Consider the following 20,202-nt stretch of genomic DNA (forward strand, 5'->3'; position numbering starts at 1 on the left):
GATAAGACTCGATACATCATTTATAAAGTCGTATACTCATATTATTTTTCAGTAAGGATATTAACATCTTCCCAGTTATCAGGTACTCCATTTATAGTGTATTCAGCAGAAATTGTCAAAAAGTACTTAGCGACTTGATCATTTGGATTTTCTGAAAGCACGGCATCAAATAAAGAAGTTGCTTTAGGAAATTCCTGGTTGAAATAATGTTGCATACCATTATTAAATGTGGTGAGAGTAGCTAGTTTTAGCGCAACTTGTTCTTCTGCGTCACCATCAAAACATTCATAGATTCCAATAGCTTTAATTTTACCCTTTACCCGCACCTTACCAAGGTATCTTAAATTAAATTGATCTTGATTTTCAATGGTTTGTAAACTATTTTCACTCAGGATTATTTTGGCACCGTAAAATTTAGTAACACCTTCCATTCGGGAAGCCGTATTAACAGTATCCGCGATAATCGCAGTGTCATTACGATGAGAGTCGCCTATAACACCCATAATTAAAGGTCCGGTATGAAGTCCAACACCGGCACTAATAGGTTTAAAGCCTTCTTGTACACGTCTTTTATTATATTCAATAATGCATCGTTGCATCTCTATAGAAGCAGAAAGAGCTAAAGAGGCATTGTCAGGAAATAAAGCCATAATACCATCACCCATATATTGATTGACAAAACCCTCATACTTTTTAACGATGGGCCCCATGCGGCCAACATATGCATTCACGAATTTAAAGTTTTGCTTCGGTGACATGGTTTCAGCAAGCGTAGTATAGTCTCTTATATCTGAAAATAAGACTGTAATGTTTTTTTGAATATGATCTCCCAATTTAACTTCGGTGATAATTTCTCTTCCGACCGATTTTAGAAATTCTGTTGGCACGAACTTCGATGTAGCACGGTGAATTCCTTTCAGATTTAAGTGTGTCTTAATTCTGCTCAATAATTCATTTTTCGAAAATGGCTTCGTAAGGTAGTCATTCGCACCCACCTGAAATCCGTTTACAAGATCGCTGATTCTGTTCTTGGCAGTTAATAAGATAATGGGAAGATCATTCGGAAGATGTTCTTCTCTGATTCTCTGACATACTTCATATCCGGAGATTCCGGGCATCATGATATCCAGTAATATAAGATCAAAGTCTTTTTCTTTTTCGAGAACAGATAAGGCTTGTGTTCCATTCGATACCTCCGATATTTCGTAGCCTGCAAAACTTAAATGATTATGTAAAACCTTACGGTTAATCACTTCATCATCAACAATAAGAATTTTTATAGGTTGGTTAGACGAATTAGTGTCTTTAGGGTCACTATGGAGTACTGGTTCTTCATTGATATCAGCGTAAAGTTGCGACTGGATGGTGTCTGCTTGTATATGATCCGTCGAATGGGTAAGGGATTTAGTTTCCGGAGAGATAGGTATCGTAAAAGAAAAACGGGACCCCTTATTTAAGGACGATTTTACCCAAATATCACCTCCGTGTAATGCTACCAGTTGCTTGGTAACCGCAAGCCCTAATCCGGTTCCTCCATATTTTCGCTCGGAGGAACTATCTACTTGTTCGAAGGAATTGAAAATGGTATTGATTTTGTCGTCGGGTATGCCTATACCCGTATCTTCTACATGGATGACGAGAAATTTATCACGTTCCTCTGTACTTATCGTGATCGTCCCTGATTCCGTAAACTTTATGGCGTTTCCGATAAGGTTATACAAAATTTGTTGCAATCGATTCTCATCGGCGTTGATTAAAGGAACTTCCTTGTTGATTTTATTGATTATTTCTACCGATTTTCCATTCAATAAAGGTGTCATTAGTTTGAGAACCAGGTTAGAAATAGGGTAAAGGTCAACAGCATTTATGGAGAGGGTGAGATCCTTGTTTTTTAGTTTTGAAAAATCAAGAATATCATTAACCAGATGCGCTAAACGTTTCCCGCTGTTTTCAATAAGACACAGGTTCTCTATGGCTTCAGGCGATAAAGGACCGGCAACTCCATCTTTTAGAGATTCAGTGATTCCAATAATTCCGTTAAGGGGAGTTCTTAATTCATGGGAGGTGTTGGCAAGGAATTCATCTTTTAATTTATCTATTTTTTGTAATTCGGTGACACGCTGTTTCTCAATGGCAGTTTTTCTACGTTCATCAGCCAACATTCTTTTCTTTTCTTCGGCTTCTTGTTTGGCCCGCTGTTTATGTTTGTAACGATTAAAAAGGACCAGGAAAAATAAGAGGACTCCAATGGTAGTTCCTATAGTGATATTTCTTAGTGTTGTCTGTCTTTTTAATCTGAGGTTTTTTATTTCTGCATCTTTTTGGAGGGTAGTAATGGCATCTTGTTTTTTTTGAGTTTCAAACTTTGTTTGTAATTCTTGAATTTGTCTGGATTTAGTTTCGTTGAAAAGGCTGTCTTTTAAAACAATAGCCCTTTCTTTATAGATAAGCGCTTGCTGAAAATCTCCCTTCTTTTTATAAATCTTCGATAGCTCTTCATAGGCTTGCTGACTTTCAGCTTTAGCCCCAATTTCATCGGCTATCGTAACTGCCTTCTCAAGATGATCAAGAGCCAGAGAAATTTGGTTCGTGCGCACGTAATCAATAGCCACCAAAATATGACTGAATGCCAATTCTTTTTTTTGGTTCAGCTCTGACCTGATTTTTAGTGCTTTTAGGTGGGCTTCGAGAGCTTCATCATGAAATCCTTGATTGCTGTAAACTTTTCCCATAGCCTCATAATCATAGGCAATTCCCCACATGTTTTTTTCACTATGGTCAATTTCTAAAGCAAGATTAAAATAGTTCAGTGCTTTTGCATATTCGTTTTGCAGTGAATAGGCATCACCAATGTTATAATAACAATTAGCTACATCGGAAGTCATTTCAAGATCCTGGTAAATCTTTAGAGCATCCTGATAGCTCTTCATGGCCTCGTCATATTTTTTATTTAATTTATAGATCTGGCCTAGACTGTTTAAAACTGTGGCTATACTGTAGCGATCATTCTGATTCTGATAAATACTTAAAATGGTGTGATAGAGTTCAAGACTTTTATCAACGTCCCCAATATAGTCATATACAATAGCCTTCTGATAAAGCGCATTCGCAATAGCAATTGAATCATTTTTTGGAGCTATCGATTTAAGATATTTATCAAAAAAAACAAGCGCAGAATCAAAGGTTCCTTTTTGTCGATGTAATACTCCGTATTGATAGTTTGAGATATCAATTCCTTTCTGAAAGTTGATAGCATTACTGAGGAGGTACACGGAATCTATATATTTTTCGGCAGTATCAGTATTAGACCTGGTATTCAAATAGGCCCATGAGATATTTTTTAAGATTAAGATTCTGGCAGTATCTGATTGGGTTTGCTGTAGCACATTTTTAAGGCTATCAATTTCATGAAGTTGGCCTTGACAACAAATAGATATCAATAACGTAAAACCGAATGTTAAAATTTGACTTTTCATGTCGTTATACTCTTAAGTAGATGAAAGTCAGATCTGGAGGTAGTTAAAGTTACGTTTTTAAATAGGAATGAACAATCTTTAACTATGAGACTGAATAAAAAAGCTGCTTGAGAACAAGCAGCTTTTTTGAATATTTAGATTTCCAGGTTAATTTCGCTTCCTGGATCGCTTTTTATTTTTATTCTTTTTTGGATGAACCAATGTCATTTCGGCGATTAAATTATCTGCTTCAGCATATTTATCGATGATGAATAACACATAGCGAATATCGACCATAATGTTTCGACAAATAGCAGGATCATAATAGATATCACTCATGGTCCCTTCCCATACACGATCAAAATTAAGCCCTATAAGATTACCATTCGAATCAATAGCAGGGCTGCCGGAATTTCCACCTGTAGTATGATTAGTCCCAATAAAGCATACCGGAAGCTTTCCATTTTCCGAATAGGCACCATAATCTTTCTTATTGTATAACTCAAGAAGCTTTTCAGGTACATCGAATTCGTAATCATTAGGTACGTATTTCTCTATTACCCCCTCAAGATAGGTAACAGGTTCGTAATAAACAGCGTCCTTTGGACTATATCCTTTTACCGTCCCATAGGTAACACGCAAAGTACTGTTAGCATCAGGAAATATTCTGGCGTCCTGAGGGCTTAATTCCAGTAATGCCTTCATATAAGTACGCTGTAGGGCCTGAATTTCAAGATTTAATTGATTATAAACAGGTTCAACCTGCATATGATAGGTCTTGGCAATATCATAAACCAGCGAATAACCCGGGTCGTTTTGTAACTTACCTATAACTTCTTCCGGATTCCCTTCCAGTAAAGTTTTTAACGAATCATAACTTGTTAGTGCGGAGGTTAAATATACTTTAGTAGTAAGCGCTGAAGGATCAATGTTTTTTAATGAGTTAGGCAGAAAATTTTTAGGGGCATCCTTGGCATAAATATCGATCAATGCTTTAAAAACATTCTCATCCACGTTTTTATTGTAATCTTTATAAGTAGCTGCCAGGCGATTAATAAGGTTACCCTTCCTGGCCATGAACGCTTGCTCACCCTTGCTATTCAAAACAAGTTCAAGCTGGACTAATTGATAACCGATTTTTAATAATTCTACGTTCCTGTTTACAATCTCATAAAAGTAATCTCTACTTAGGGCATAAGGACCGATTTCATCGTAGTATTTTTCAAAATCAGGAATCAAATGCCCATACATTTCATCTTTTCCGGCTTTCTTGATCCATTCCTGAAAAACCTGTTCATGGGCTTTCTTAACAGCAATGGCATTTGACTTTGTTAAGCCCTGATTTTCACCAATCCATTTTTTCCAATAATTCGCAATACGGGCATATTTAGAGGCATATTGTATTTTAATTTGTTGATCATTTCGCATGAACTCATCCTGAACTTTAAGGGCAGCATCTCTTATGGCTATTTTAGCAGGGTTAAGTTCGTTCACAATCTGTTCTACCGCAACCGCAGGTAAATATTCTTGAGTACGCCCCGGGAAACCAAACACCAAAGTAAAGTCGTCTTCAGCGATACCATCTAAAGAAATGGGTAAATAATGCTTTGGTGTATAAGGAACATTATCAGCAGCATATTCAGCAGGACGATTGTTTTTATCCGCATAAATTCTAAATAGAGAAAAATCACCGGTATGTCTTGGCCAAACCCAGTTGTCAGTATCAGAACCGAACTTACCTATGGATGATGGCGGTGCTCCAACCAATCGGATATCCTTAAAGGTTTCCACCACAAAAAGCATGTATTGGTTTCCTTCATAAAAAGTCTTAACTCTATTTTCTTGCCAATCTTCCTTGGGATAGTTGTTGACCAATTGACTAATGTTCGTCTGGATCTTTTGTTGTTTTTCACTTTCTGTATTAAGGAGATGAGTTCCTTCAAGAACCTGCTTGGTTACATCTGCAATTTTCACAATAAAGGTGACGGAAGTACCCGGATTTGGAAGCTCTTCATTTAAGTCCTTAGCCCAAAAACCATCAGTTAAGTAATCGTTTTCTAGCGTTGAGTGCGATTGAATCATACTATAACCACAATGATGATTTGTTAGAAGAAGCCCCTTAGGAGAAATCACCTCTGAAGTGCAACCTCCATTAAAATGGGGAACCGCATCTTTTAAACTGGAATTGTTCACATCATAGATGTCTTTTGCTGACATCTGCATGCCTAATTCTTTCATTTCTTTTTCATTCATTCCTTCTAATAGAGAAGGAATCCACATGCCACCTTGTTGCGCAAATAGTGGGAAAACTGCTAGTAAAAACAGTAGTTTTATATATTTCATGGATAGATTTTTTAAAAGTTCTGCAATATAAAGGTTTTCGCAAGGGTAATTATTAGGGAATTCTTAAAATAATCGCAGGAAGGTTGAGATTTTTATTACCCTTATTACCCTAGTGAATTATGAAGTCGAACAAAATACCTAAACCTAAAGTCCATAGTATTCAGCCTACTTTTAATAAGGTGAAATTCTAAAAAGAATATTTGGCGATTGGGAGGCTTAAATCTTCACTTATTATAAGTCGATAATCTGCGATTCACGTTATTGAAATGAAAACCCTGATGTAATGAAGGTCAACCAAGATGGCTGAAAACAAGAGAGGTTGCGAACCTACTCACAACCTCTTTTAATTTAGATAGAAATTCTAATGGAACCATTTCTAAAGAAAAGTTCTGCATCAATGTTTATGGGATTACGAGTTCTTCTCGAGTAGTATACATCATCCTCGTAATAGTAATCATCATTGTGGTAAAATTCATGATTACATCTTCTGCATGCTTCCAAATGTTGAAGTTCACGCTCCCTTAAAACTTTATAATATGCTCTTTCGGCTTTTGCCATTTCACGATAATAATGTGCTTCAGCCTTTCGACGCTCCTTGTTATATTTAGCAATCTCTTTTCTACGCTCTTTTTCCCATTTGTGGTGTTTCTTGTGTATTTTATTTTTATGCTTATGACTCTTAGCATGAGGGGGTTGTCCATGGGCAACAAGAGCGGAAAAGACTACAGTGACTATAAATAATAATTTCGCTTTCATAAGATTTAATTTTAATGTTCACTGAAGTCCATTCAATAGTCGTGCCAGAATAATTTTTGTAGCATGTATGCTTATTCCGTATAAGTAGTATGGCAACCTATTTTTTCCTGTAAAGTAGTTTTCTCAATATTAAAATACCATTGGTGACTTTTCGCTTTTTAGTTAAAATAGGAATAGATAGCGTAGCAAGTATGGAGATACATGCTGCAGTACCTAATGCCCCGCCATAACCGTTAAAGAAGTCACTTGTGTTAATATAAAAAAATGAGAAAATAATCCCTGAAAAAGTAATGAGCCAGTAGTTTGAAATAATACGCGAAGAAACCATTCCGATGAATGATCCGCCTATAAAAACAACTGGAATATTATTCGTTAAGTGCTCACTTAAAACAGAAGGGAATAAATAAAAGAAACCACCAACCAATAGGGCCGATAAAGCCGATGCCCGAACAGGACCTTGTTTAAGTTTGGTATTTATGATATAAGTTAACAGGGCTCCGATGATTCCAAAACATACGATGATAAGTTTTTCTATAAACATTAGTAAAGCAAAAATAAGAGAAATGAAGTGAAGGCAACACCACCAAAAGCTATGGTACCTAATTTACCGCCAAATCCGTGAAAAACACCCTTTGAAATAACCATAAATAACCCTGTAATTACACCAGCAATTATGATGAAACTATAATTCGGAGCTACATCATGATGAGACATCCCGACAAAACAGCCACAATAGATGGAAGCCGGAGCAAGCTTAAACAATCTTGACTCACGATTAATAGTTGGAATAAATGAAGCCATGGTGCCGATAATGCCTGCAGCCAATACAGGGCCTGTTTTTAAATAATGAGTAACAGAGTAGGTGGAGATGGCACCTAAAGTTACGAATACAATTGCTATGAAATCTTCAATAAAATGTTCTTCATGAATTAGGGGGGCTTTGTAATAGGTCACTGTAGTTAAAAATAAGAACAGTATGAGCAGAAAACTGATGGGGAAAGCATTCTTCTTTTCTAAAATTAAAGCCACTAAGAATATAAGATGAAAAAAAGCAATTAATGAAAATGAGATAATGCGGATAATCTTTGGTTTCAAATATGCAGCTGTTTTTAATTTTTATTAAATGAGTGCAAAAGTATTGAGTAATATCCGTACCACCATAGGTTTGTTGTGTTTTAACTCATCTAATTAAAACATAGGAAAAATGATATAAAACCATTGAATAATCATAAATCCATTATCAATTATCCATTATTCATTATTCATTATTCATTATTCATTATCATTTATCAACTATCAACTATCAACTATCAATTATCAATTATCAATTATCCATTATCAATTATCAATTATCCATTATCAATTATCAATTATCCATTATTCATTATTCATTATTCATTATTCATTATCATTTATCAATTATCAATTCCCTTTAATACGTAACCATAAATCATTCAGAAGTTTCTTGGCATTACTACGGTCTTTAGGTACCTCGGTTATTTGTATGGTATGATCGGATTTAGTTAACAAATAACTAAATACAAAATTTTGGCTGGAGGGGTCCACACTTAAGGTTCCGAACCTAAGATCATTTATATAGAGCAATTTATCCTTCTCCGCAATAGAGTACCACCCATTGGTAATTTTAATCAATCGCCTTATTTTGTCGTTATCTTTTAAGGCTCCCAGTAGGTGATGATTTTTTGGATGTGCCGTAAAATGTATAGGTTTAGAGTCGAAAAATGAATAATACCCAATGAGATAATGATCATCGGTTTCCACATTGGCGGTCCATAAAATACTGTTCAACGGGCTAGGACGAGTTTCAATTTGTGTATAGCTAAGCTTTTGTTGATCAAGAGCCTCGGTAAATTTAGTATAAACGATTCCTTTTAAAATAATCGTTAAAACCAAATAAGAACTACTCACAAACAAACCGATGTTATTTAATCGTCTTCGTTTCGCATGGTCTTTCTTGAAAAACATAGCCCATAAAAGAAACCCCATAAAAGGAAGGGTGTATAACGGATCGATCACAAAAATGTTTTTATAGGCTAAACGCAGATCCAGAGGCCAGAAAAGCTGTGTCCCCCAGGTGGTATGAGCATCCAGTAATGGGTGAGTAAACAACGCTAAAAACATGAGTTTCGACCACTCTTTCCAGGTGGCTCCCTTTTCCCAAAGTGAAATTAACCAGCCAAATAGCAAACCAAAGAGTATGGAAAACAGTATGGAATGGGTAAATCCACGATGTATCTCCAGAGCGGTTACCGTGTCATAAAGTTTACCAATATAAACGTCAAGATCGGGAATGGTACCGCCAATAGCCCCATAGAGCATAGCTTTATTACCAACTTTCTTGCCTAAGGCAACTTCTCCTACAGAAGCACCAAGTACGATTTGAGTCAGGGAATCCATCGATACATTGAATTGATACCACAAAAATAACCTTTTACGGAGAGTCGGGACAACAAATTACCGGATATTGAAATTTATTTTGAAAAGAGGATGATAATAATTTTGTTTAATATATTTTTGTCTTTGTTAAACAATTATCTCACTATGATTGATCACCATACAAGGCATATACATATTGTAATTCTTTTATTATTTAGTATTTCCTACACTTTCGCCCAACAAGCAAAAGGAACCTTAACAGGGTATGTAACAGATATGTTGGGGTATCCGTTGGAGGGAGCCACGGTTGTAATACAAGGAACTTCTCAGGGTACGGTAACAAATCAAAATGGTAAATATAGTCTTGAAAATCTACAGCCGGGCTCATATCAGGTAACGGCCTCCTTCTTAGGATATAAGTCTGAAACCATATATAACGTTGTGGTTAAATCGGTCGGAACCGTACCACTGAATTTTTCGTTGATGACTCAAGAGGAGACTTTAGAAGCCGTAATAGTTCAGAAACAACCAACATCACGGCCAAAAGAAACTCCATTGTCATATCAGCAACTCTCGGCGGTTGAAATAGCCACATATCCCGGGGGGAATAATGATGTAGTTCGTGTGGCTCAATCATTTCCAGGGGTTTCACCTTCGGTTGGAGGCTTTAGAAATGATTTAATAATCAGGGGTGGAGCACCCAACGAAACAGTGTATTATTTAGATGGGGTAGAGATTCCTAATATTAATCACTTCAGTACACAGGGGAGTTCAGGAGGTCCGGTAGGAATGTTGAATGTGTCATTTATTGAAGACGTGAATTTAGCCACCTCTTCATTTGGAGCCGTCTACGATAATCCACTCTCGGGTGTTTTACAGTTTAACCAACGCGATGGAAATCGTAAAAATTTTAGAGGAAATTTTCGATTGAGCGCTAGTGATGCGGCTCTCACTGTAGAAGGTCCTTTATTTAAAGGCCGGAATGAAGAAAGTAATACCAGTTTTATGCTATCTGTTCGACGAAGCTACCTTCAGTTTTTATTTAAATTTATTGGATTGCCAATTCGCCCTGATTACTGGGATTATCAATACAAACTAACGCATAAAATAGGGGATTATGATGAAATTAATATCCTGGGATTGGGAAGTATTGATGATTTCTCATTAGAATCACCTGAGGATTTTGATGAAGAGCAACAAGCTACTTTTGAACAAACACCGTTTATTGAACAGCAGACCAATACTATTGGTATATCCTGGAAACATCGCTTTAAAAATAGTAAAGGATATATCAGAACAGTCCTTAGTAATAATACCCTGGAAAATAACTTTACAAGGTATGAGGACAATGAAACGCAGTCGAATCCTTTTTTTATAAACGATTCAAAGGAAGCAGAAACCAAATTGCGGTTTAGTTATAATAAGTTTTTTGACGGATGGAAATTAGAGGGTGGATTCAATACGCAACTATCCAATTATAAAAATAGTACGGTCGATTTGAAAAATGATGCAGCCTATATTACTGAAATTGACTTTTTTAAATATGGGTATTATGCGAATGTTACAAAATCGTTCTTAGAAGGGCGCATAGATCTGTCAGCAGGATTTAGAATGGATGATGACTCTTTTACTTCCGAAAACAATTTATTGAATACATTTTCACCCAGAATGGCCGTTTCATATGAATTCATGCCAAGCTGGAAATTGAATGCTACCGTAGGCAGATATTTTAAATTACCTCCTTATACGATTTTAGGTTTTAGAAATAATGATTCGGAGTTGATCAATAAGAATGTTAATTATACCCGATCAGATCATTATGTAATAGGAATTGAAAAAATACTGTCTGGATCCAGTAGTATAGCTGTCGAAGCATTCTATAAAAAATATGCAGATTATCCCGTTTCAGTTAGAGATAGCGTTTCTTTAGCCAACAAGGGAGGTGGATTTGAAGTTTTAGGGAATGAACCGGTAAAGTCCGTGGGTAAAGGCAGATCCTATGGAGCCGAATTGATGTTCCAGCAAAAACTTACGAAAAACTTCTATGGTATTTTCTCTTATACGTATTTCTTTAGTGAATTTACCGGGTTTGATGAAAGTCAATATCTCCCTTCTGTATGGGATAGCAGACATTTGATCTCTTTCACAGGAGGTTATCAGTTACCAAAACTTTGGGAGGTAAGCACACGTTATCGTTTTAGCGGAAAAACACCGTTTGTTCCTATTGATATCCAATCGAGTACAGCATCTTACCCTGATCTTATTTATGACTACAACAGATTAGGTGAAGAAAAGCTGAAAAGTTTCTCGCAACTGGATATTAGAATTGATAAAAAATGGAACTTTAAAAAGATCTCTCTGGATTTATTTTTTGAAGTACAGAATGTGCTCGCCGAAGATTTGCCACAACCTCCGGAATATGGACTGGCAAGAGATGAATCTGGCCAACCGCTTACACCGAGAACACTTACAGAAATAACCACCGATTCAGGAACTATTATCCCCGTAATTGGTTTAGTGTTAGATTTTTAGTAGTCTTCAGTTAAGTGCTAAACCATGTTGGTTATCTGGATATGTTTTTAAATAAAAAGAAAATTTAAAACTTTCATTTGTTTTTTATTTATAATAATTTTTCTTTGTTTTGTTATTATTTCAGAATTTAAGTTGAATTCATAAATTATAAACAATATATCTTGAAAGTTGTTTCGGAAGCTTTAGATTTTAACAATACCACTACAGTATCGGTAAAGAATCCAACTGTAGAGGAGGTTCGTTTTCAGACTGATTCTGAATTATGGGAGGCTTTTAAAGAAGGTGATGAAACAGCTTTTATAAAAATATATAATGATTATTTTGAATCCCTTTGTGATTTTGGAATTCAATTCGCTCCTTTATCTACTGTCAAGGATGCTGTCCAGGATGTATTTATACATTTAAGAACTAAACGAGCGCAATTACCCGCATTAAAAAATTCGATTCAACCATTTTTATTCCAGTGCTTAAAAAGACATTTGTTTAACCTCAATAAGAAAGCAGCAAAGAGTAATTTTAAACTTACTGAGGATATTTTTGAAATAGCTGTATCGCATGAATCTGCAATTATCCTGAATCAGGAACACAAGGTAAAACTTGAAAGACTCAATAGGGCCCTGGGAAAATTGAATGCCAAACAGCGAGAAGCGATCTATTATTATTTCTACAAGGAAATGAGTTATGAAGAGGTTCAGGATCTAATGGGGTTTGATAATGTAAAGTCGGCTCGGAACCTGATTTATAAGATCGTTAAGAAACTCAAACAAACTTTTTTATACTTTTTTTAAAAAAAAACTGATGTCGTTTTAATGTTTCGGATGTCTATAGGATGAAAACTATAGATACATTGAAAAAAGATAATCACGACATAGCCTATTTTCTAACGAATCGTTCTTTTGTTACTTGGGTGAAGAATCCAAATCCTGACAGTAACTACTTTTGGAAAAAATGGATTGAAAATAATCCCCAAAGCAGAGAAAGTTTCTATGCAGCGAAAGCTACCATAGAAAGAATAGATTTTAAAAAGGCAAACGTAACAGAAAAGGATAAGGAAGAGGTCTTAAATAAAATTCTTCAAAACTCTACGTCGAAAGAAATCTCTTTTGAAAAGCCTCAAAAAAAGATATTTAAACTTCATAGAACTGTATATGGCGGTGTTGCTGCAGCCATAGTTATATTGATAGTTTCCGTATCATTCCTTAATCAATACAATAATGAAGGAGTTAAAGAGTCTGAAATTAAAACGCAATCTGCATTAATAACCAAAACAGCTGAACGTGGAAAACAAAAGGCCATGTTTTTACCAGATGGTTCTAAGGTGATTTTGAATGCAGGTAGTTCCTTGTCTTATTACGAAAACTTTACTGGCGATACCAGGGAAGTAACCCTTGTGGGTGAAGCCTATTTCGATGTCACTCACAACCCTGAGAAAAAATTTATTGTTAAATCCAATGGGATTGCTACCGTTGTTCACGGCACCTCTTTTAATGTTAAAGCATATCCCAATGAAGGTCCTTTGAGTGTTGCACTGGAGCGAGGTTCGGTGGCTGTTCAATCTTTACTGCATAAATCAGATAGCACAACCATTTTTATAAAACCCGGAGAGAAAATAACTGTAGAGGAACAGTTTGAAAATTCTTTGGTCGACGAATTCAATTACATAGAGGAGTTTGGCTGGAAGGATGGCATCCTTGTGTTTAAAGATGCAGGAATAGAAGAGTTTATAGGTAAACTGGAAAGATGGTACAATGTAAATATCAGTGTGGTGGGAAGAAATGATCATGACTGGGAAATAAATGGAATGTTCAAAAAACAAAGTCTGCAAAATGTACTCGAAAGTCTTGAGTTCGCCAGAAAAGTAAAATATACCATCAAAGAAAATCAAATAACGATTTATACCGATTTAAAAAACTAACCAATCAAATAATTAACTATGAAGCAAAACACAACAAATCTTTTATTTCGGAAAGGAATATTCCTTTCATTATTGCTGATTCAGGTTTGTGCCTATGCAGGTATGAAAAATGTACAGGGCAACATGGATTTAGACAATATTTATATTTCCATAAAGGAGCAAAACAGCTCTTTGAAGAAGGTCTTTAAAACAATTGAAGCAAAAACCGATTTCAATTTCTTTTACGATAATAAAATAGTTAATGACCAGCAAAAGGTTTCTATTGCTAAAAATCGTACTTCCTTGAAAAAGGTATTGCTGGAACTTTCTGAAAAATTAGGACTTAAATTTAAGCAGGTTGATAATGTAATCAATGTAAATATAATTGAAAAAAGAACAGTACAGCAAGGTATAAAGATTACCGGAAAAGTAACGTCATCCTCCGATGGCCTCGGAATGCCGGGAGTTACGGTTATGGAGAAAGGAACCAGTAATGGAGTCACTACGGATTTTGATGGTAATTATGAAATTAATGTATCCGATTCGCAGGCAATTATTACATTCAATTACCTGGGTTTTAAATCCATGGAGCAGGTAGTAGGACAAAAACGATCCATTGATGTTGTACTTCTTGAGGATACTGAAGAGTTGGATGAGGTAGTGGTAACGGCACTGGGAATTAAACGTGAGGAAAAGTCATTAGGGTATGCCGTTCAAAAAGTATCGGGAGATCAAGTCCAGGCCGTAAAAGGTGTTGATGTAGCTACTTCTTTAACAGGTAAGGTAGCAGGTTTATGGATTCAAAATAGTACAGAGTTTAATGAAGCTCCTGATATTCGATTAAGAGGAGGTTCTTCAAACCCTTTATTGGTTATTGATGGCGTACCTTATGGAAATATGTCATTGAGTGATGTGGCCTCCGATGACATCCAGAGTATGGATGTATTAAAAGGAGCAACAGCTTCGGCTCTCTATGGAGCCAGAGGTAGTGGAGGAGCTGTAATCATAACTACCAAAAGCGGAGGGAACGGAGTAAGTGTAAATAGCAATCAAATGTTTTTTGCCGGCTATCTTTCGCTTCCTGAAGTACAGTCATCATATAGTGCCGGGTTAGGAGGGACTTATAGTGCCACCGATTACGTATGGGGTGATAAACTCGATATCGGTACCATAGCAGAACAGTGGAACCCTGAAACAAAGACCTATGAAGACATGCCGCTTACCTCAAGAGGGAGTAACAACTTTAAAAACTTTCTTGAGCCAGGTGTAATCGTAAACAACAACATTAGCTTTGCTCGTTCAGGAGAAATCGGTTCCATCCGATCTTCATTTACGCATATTATGAACAAAGGGCAGTACCCTAATTTAAAGCAGAATAAGTTTAATGTAAATGTTGCGGGTAAACTGAATTTAGGTGATAATTTCGATCTACAGGCTAACCTTGGATATAATCGAAGTATGACTTCTCAGACTACAGGATCCGGTTATGGTAATCAGGGGTATATCTATCAAATACTACTGTGGACCGGACCGGAATACGATCTAAGAAAGTACAGAGATTATTGGGTGGTGCCAAATGAAACCCAAAACTGGCATTACAAGGCCTGGTATGATAATCCATATTTAATAGCTCATGAAAAATTAAGAAGCGATGAGCAAAATATTACCAACGTTAATTTAACCGCCAATTATAAACTTTTTAAAGACGCGAAATTAACCGCAAGGGTGGGGTACGATTTTTATTCGAATGAATCAACTAGTCAAAACCCTCCTGGAATAAACTCTACAAGAGGTTGGAATGTAAATGGATTATACAGTCAAAATCAATATAGAGGTTACAGTTTAAACTCAGACCTTTTGTTCAAATATGGCAAAAGAGATGTCTTGCTGGATGGATTTGACTTTGATTTTACTGTAGGTGGATCCGTTTATAAATGGGAAGACCAGGGAATTGGAGCCTCGACAAGGGGTGGAATCATTGTACCTGGGATTTACTCCTTAAACAATTCCGTTGAAAGACCCAACGTATCTTCTTATGTAACCAGAAAGCAGGTGAATAGTTTATTAGGGTTGGCGTCATTCTCCTATAAAGATGCATTTTTCGTTGATGTTACCGGACGTAATGACTGGATCTCAACTTTACCATCTGATGAACGCTCTTATTTCTATCCGTCGTTGGCAGGTAGTTTAATTTTAAGTGAATTATTTACCAAGCCAAAATGGTTAGACCTATGGAAAACAAGAGGTTCATGGACCTTGTCTAAAGATGATTTAGGGGTTTATGCAACCAATGTGAATTATAGCGTGAGCCAGGGGGTTTGGAACGATTATAATACTGCTGCATATCCTTCTACTATAAAAAACACTTCTGTAGCACCTGAAACAAGCAGAACCTGGGAGGTTGGAACAGCAGCTTACTTGTTCGAGAACAGACTGATGTTAGATGTGGCCTACTATAACATCTATACCTATAATCGCCAGGTTTCAACCAGAGTCCCTTCTTCATCTGGTTTTACCTCCACTTTGATTAATACTGATGAAACGAGAGAACGTAGAGGATTAGAGTTAACCTTGAATATGGGGATTATCAAAAAGGATAATTTTAGCTGGGATGCAGCTATCAACTGGTCTAAAACACACGCCTATTACAAAGAACTGGATGATGTGTATTCACCAGATAACTTATGGGCGAAACCAGGAGGAAGAATAGATAACTATACAATCTATGATTGGCTAAGAGATCCTAATGGAAATGTGATTCACAGCAGTGGTGGCCTCCCTGTTAGAAGTGATTATGCTTCATTTTTAGATTACAGCGATCCTGACTTTTTATGGGGATTTACCAATAATTTCACCTATAAAAACTTTAATCTTCATTTAAGTTTTGATGGAAGAGTTGGCGGGAAGTTATTTAATTATACTTCGTATAAGATGTGGGATACCGGTGCACACCCCGATACTGATAATGCATGGAGATATGACGAGGTGGTAAACGGAAATACATCTTATATAGGTAAAGGAGTACGAGTGCTTTCTGGTAGTGTAACCTACGATGAGTATGGTCGTATAGAAGAGGATACCAGAACCTATGAAGCCAATGACACTCCAGTTTCTTATGAAACTTATGCACGTCGATTCGGTGATGGTTCTTTGGGTGTTAAGGATCCAACCTTTATTAAACTAAGAGAATTGTCAATAGGATATACACTGCCAAAGAATGTTAGTGAAAAATTCGGATTAAGCAGGGCTAGTATTGCTCTAACCGCTCAAAATGTTTTTATGTGGACCAAAGAATTCGAATTTGCAGATCCTGATTGGAATTCTGACAGCGACCTGTCGTCACCTTCCCAGCGTTTTGTTGGTTTAAATATTAGGTTTCATGCAGGTAATACCTCAAAATAATTTAAAAGGATAATTATGAAGTTATTTAAAAGATACATACTCGCTTTTACAAGTATATTGTTAATATATAGTTGTGCTGATCTCGATAAGATTAATACCAACCCTGATGGCATTACTACAGCCACTCCACAAATGTTGGCAACAAAACTGATTCTAAATATAACCAGGGATGATATAAGTGGAACCAAAGGCTTCATGCGTCCACATATGCTTAATAAGTATATTTTGTGGAGCGAGTTTCCCGAAAGTCCTCAGTACAATGATTTAGGAAGAACAGGTTTTGGAAGGTTTACCAGGCTTATTGATGTTCAAAAAATGATTGAATTAACAGAAGGTAAAGAGGAAACTGAAAAAAATGCATATAAAGCCTTGGGACACTTTTTAAGGGCTTATACCTTTTTCAGAACGACCATGGAGGTTGGAGACATCCCATATAGTGATGCTTTAAAAGGAGAATCTGATGGAAATGTGAAACCGGTATATGATACCCAAAAAGAAGTTTTTCTCGGGGTATTAAATGAACTTGATCAAGCTGATCAACTCTTCGCAAGTGCTTCACAATTTGATGGCGATATCATTTATGGAGGCGACCCGCTGCAATGGCGTAAAATGGTCAACTCTTTCGCCCTGAAAGTGCTGATAAACCTATATAAAAAGACAGGAGATGGTGATTTAGATGTGGTTGCAAGATTTAATCAAATCATTAATAACAGACCCATTTTTGAAAGCAATAATGACAACTTTAGTTTAGTGTATTCGGATGTGGAAAATCAAAGATATCCGTTTTTTAAAGAGGGTAATCAGTTTGTAATTTACCCAATGGTTTCTGATGTCATCATTAATAAACTAAAAAACTATAATGATTATCGATTGTTTTACTACGCAGCACCTTCAGAAGTGAAGATTGATGAAGGCTATACAGCCTCTGAATATGACGCCTATGTAGGTGTAGATCCTTCAGCAGTTTATTCAGATGTGAGCTCCATAGCTTCTTCAAAAGATTATTCAGATATAAATCAGCGCTATAAAGAAATAGCCGAAGGAGAACCGGTATACCTTTTAAGTTACGCGGAAATTCAATTTGTGCTTGCCGAAGCAGCAGTTAGAGGTTGGATCTCAGGAAATGCAGAAACCTATTATAATGAAGGTGTAAGAGCAGCAATGCACTTTGTGGCCGATCAAACTCCTGATGAAGAAATATTTCATCATAACATGATTATTGACGATGCCTATATCAATAATTATTTGCAAGGACCTGAAGTACAGTTCTTGTCAAGTGCTGAAGAACAAATAGAGCAGATCATCACTCAAAAATACCTAAGCACCTTCTTACAGTCATTAAACAATGCATTTTTCGAAAATAGAAGAACAGGTTACCCGGAATTCCCAATTAATCCCGCAAGTAATGAGAATATACCATCAGATAAGTTACCGGTACGCTGGATGTACCCTTCTGATGAAGTAGATTACAATAAAAGCAATCTCGATGAGGCTTTGAACAGGCAGTACAATGGGACAGATGATAATAATGGAGTAATGTGGATTTTGCAGTAAGTCTCAACCTTGTAAATAATTCCACGTTTTGTATGGATTCAAGTTTTAAAAACACGATTACAAAAAATTAAAAAGATGAAAAGTATATTTAACTTTCGAAATAAACACCTTCTATACCTATCTCTCGGCCTGTTATTTATTTTGGTTAATGGATGTAAAGAAGATGAAAACAGTTATTATTACGATGGAAAGTATTTGGTGAATTTGGATGTGTATGTTTCACATCCAAATCCAAATACCGGTAACCCTTATACCGAAGAAGAATTAACGGAATTAACCTACGACCCTCTAAAAAAGGAATCATACCTTGAAGGACAAATGGTAGATTTAACATTGGTTTCTGCAAGTTTGCCATCTGAGGTAAAAGTGGTAGGAGAAGATGATGCAATTATTGAAACTATTACCGATTTTTCTGAATCGGATGGCGTATTCCATGCCAGAAATTTTCAAAGTTCATTAGAAGAACTCGGACTTACGGAACCGGATCAAAAAGCTAAGATATTCTTTAAGGTAACGTACCCCGGAGGACCACCGGTGGTGACCACCTTTGAAGTGAAAAGAATCGCTGAGGCAGCTGAACAGTCAACATTTTATACTTTTCTCAAAAAAGCAACAGGGGAAACGCTTGGCTTACTAGTAGAGGAGGAATTAACCTCAGTTTCCAGTGATGGGCAAAGGGGGTCAATACTAACTTTTGATGGTATAGACGATAGAGTACGTATCCTAAATAATAACGAATTGAATTTTAGAGGAACAGAAGATTTTTCTGTTGGTATTTGGGTGAATACAACATCTTCGATTAGTGATCCTGCTATCATATCTGATAAAGACTGGGGAAGTGGATCCAATCCTGGATTTGTGTTTTCTTTCACCGGAGGAACCTGGAAATTAAATGCCGCAGATGGATCGAATCGTATTGATATAAATGATTTAGGACCGGTAAATGACGGAGAGTGGCACTTCCTGTTAGTTTCATTCGATCGTGATGGAAACGCTACCGCTTATCAGGATGGGGTTGAAGTTGGTAGTGCAGATATGTCTTCTTTAGGTGATATGACCAGTAGCTTACCTATTTATCTCGGTCAGGACGGTACAGGGAATTATAGTTATGGTTACTGGTATGAAGGAATGCTAGGACAAGCTTATATTTTTGATTATGCTTTAACAAGTCAGGATGCAGCTGAATTATACGATGCAGAACTTCCTACAGGAGCCCAATTAACAAATGAAAATGGTGCGATTACCAATATTAATGTTACTAATGATGGCGGTGTTGTAACTACCATGGAAGGAAATAAAACAGTATTTACTTATGATGGTATAGACGATTTAACTACCTGGAGCAATCCATCGAGCCTTGATTTTAGAGGAACCGAAGATTTTTCAATATCCGTTTGGGTAAATACAACCTCTACGAATGATGATCCATCAATAATTGCTGATAAAGATTGGGGAAGCGGAGGAAACCCCGGTTTTATCCTGGCATATACTGGTGGTACCTGGAAGTTGAACGTTGGTGATGGGTCTAACCGGATTGATATCAATGGATTAGGTCCTGTAAATGATGGTGAATGGCATCAGTTGGTCGTTACCTTCGACCGGGATGGTGATGCTGTTGCATACCAGGATGGTGTAGAAGTAGGTAGTGCAGATATGTCAGGTATTGGTGATATTACAAGTGGATACCCTATTCGACTTGGTCAGGATGGTACCGGAAATTATAGCTACGGATATTGGTTTGAAGGTAAACTGGCAAATAGTACTATTTTTAATCATGCATTAACAGCTGAACAGGTAGGAGCATTATATAATTAGTTTGATCGTTTTCGAAAAGACTAAATAAACTTCATAATAAAATAACATGAACTC

Annotated in this window: 12 protein-coding genes; 6 read left to right on the forward strand and 6 right to left on the reverse strand. The window is 36.5% G+C overall.

Annotation, left to right across the window (positions count from 1 at the left end; all coding sequences use genetic code 11):
• Window positions 1-41: 41 nt before the first annotated feature.
• From BM361_RS04340 to BM361_RS04370, 6 genes are all read right to left on the reverse strand, one after another.
• Window positions 42-3,476, reverse strand: a complete 3,435-nt coding sequence (locus tag BM361_RS04340) for a tetratricopeptide repeat protein (protein WP_074977183.1) — start codon at window positions 3,474-3,476, stop codon at window positions 42-44.
• 147 nt (window positions 3,477-3,623) lie between these two features.
• Complete coding sequence (locus tag BM361_RS04345) at window positions 3,624-5,798, reverse strand: S46 family peptidase (RefSeq protein ID WP_074977184.1); 2,175 nt, start codon at window positions 5,796-5,798, stop codon at window positions 3,624-3,626.
• Window positions 5,799-6,146: 348 nt separating this feature from the next.
• Window positions 6,147-6,554, reverse strand: coding sequence for a hypothetical protein (locus BM361_RS04350; protein ID WP_038264310.1), 408 nt, complete (start codon window positions 6,552-6,554; stop codon window positions 6,147-6,149).
• A gap of 97 nt (window positions 6,555-6,651) precedes the next feature.
• Window positions 6,652-7,095, reverse strand: coding sequence for a hypothetical protein (locus BM361_RS04355; RefSeq protein ID WP_038264307.1), 444 nt, complete (start codon window positions 7,093-7,095; stop codon window positions 6,652-6,654).
• Complete coding sequence (locus BM361_RS04360; protein WP_074977186.1) at window positions 7,095-7,649, reverse strand: hypothetical protein; 555 nt, start codon at window positions 7,647-7,649, stop codon at window positions 7,095-7,097. Before BM361_RS04360 ends, BM361_RS04355 begins: the two co-directional genes overlap by 1 nt.
• Before the next feature lie 327 nt (window positions 7,650-7,976).
• Window positions 7,977-8,972, reverse strand: coding sequence for a metal-dependent hydrolase (locus BM361_RS04370; protein ID WP_074977189.1), 996 nt, complete (start codon window positions 8,970-8,972; stop codon window positions 7,977-7,979).
• Between the two features lie 144 nt (window positions 8,973-9,116).
• Here BM361_RS04370 and BM361_RS04375 point away from each other — a divergent pair, with 144 nt between their 5' ends.
• From BM361_RS04375 to BM361_RS04400, 6 genes are all read left to right on the forward strand, one after another.
• On the forward strand, window positions 9,117-11,483 hold the full coding sequence (locus BM361_RS04375) for a TonB-dependent receptor (protein WP_074977191.1): 2,367 nt from the start codon (window positions 9,117-9,119) through the stop codon (window positions 11,481-11,483).
• Window positions 11,484-11,644: 161 nt separating this feature from the next.
• Window positions 11,645-12,271, forward strand: a complete 627-nt coding sequence (locus BM361_RS04380) for an RNA polymerase sigma factor (RefSeq protein WP_074977193.1) — start codon at window positions 11,645-11,647, stop codon at window positions 12,269-12,271.
• 41 nt (window positions 12,272-12,312) lie between these two features.
• Complete coding sequence (locus BM361_RS04385; protein ID WP_074977195.1) at window positions 12,313-13,398, forward strand: FecR family protein; 1,086 nt, start codon at window positions 12,313-12,315, stop codon at window positions 13,396-13,398.
• Window positions 13,399-13,416: 18 nt separating this feature from the next.
• Complete coding sequence (locus tag BM361_RS04390) at window positions 13,417-16,779, forward strand: SusC/RagA family TonB-linked outer membrane protein (protein WP_083425852.1); 3,363 nt, start codon at window positions 13,417-13,419, stop codon at window positions 16,777-16,779.
• 15 nt (window positions 16,780-16,794) lie between these two features.
• Window positions 16,795-18,333 (forward strand): SusD/RagB family nutrient-binding outer membrane lipoprotein, encoded by a 1,539-nt coding sequence (locus tag BM361_RS04395; RefSeq protein WP_074977197.1) that lies wholly within the window; start codon window positions 16,795-16,797, stop codon window positions 18,331-18,333.
• Between the two features lie 75 nt (window positions 18,334-18,408).
• Window positions 18,409-20,148 (forward strand): LamG domain-containing protein, encoded by a 1,740-nt coding sequence (locus tag BM361_RS04400; RefSeq protein ID WP_074977198.1) that lies wholly within the window; start codon window positions 18,409-18,411, stop codon window positions 20,146-20,148.
• Window positions 20,149-20,202: the final 54 nt, after the last annotated feature.

It is taken from the genome of Zhouia amylolytica, assembly GCF_900116365.1.
GTDB lineage: Bacteria > Bacteroidota > Bacteroidia > Flavobacteriales > Flavobacteriaceae > Zhouia > Zhouia amylolytica.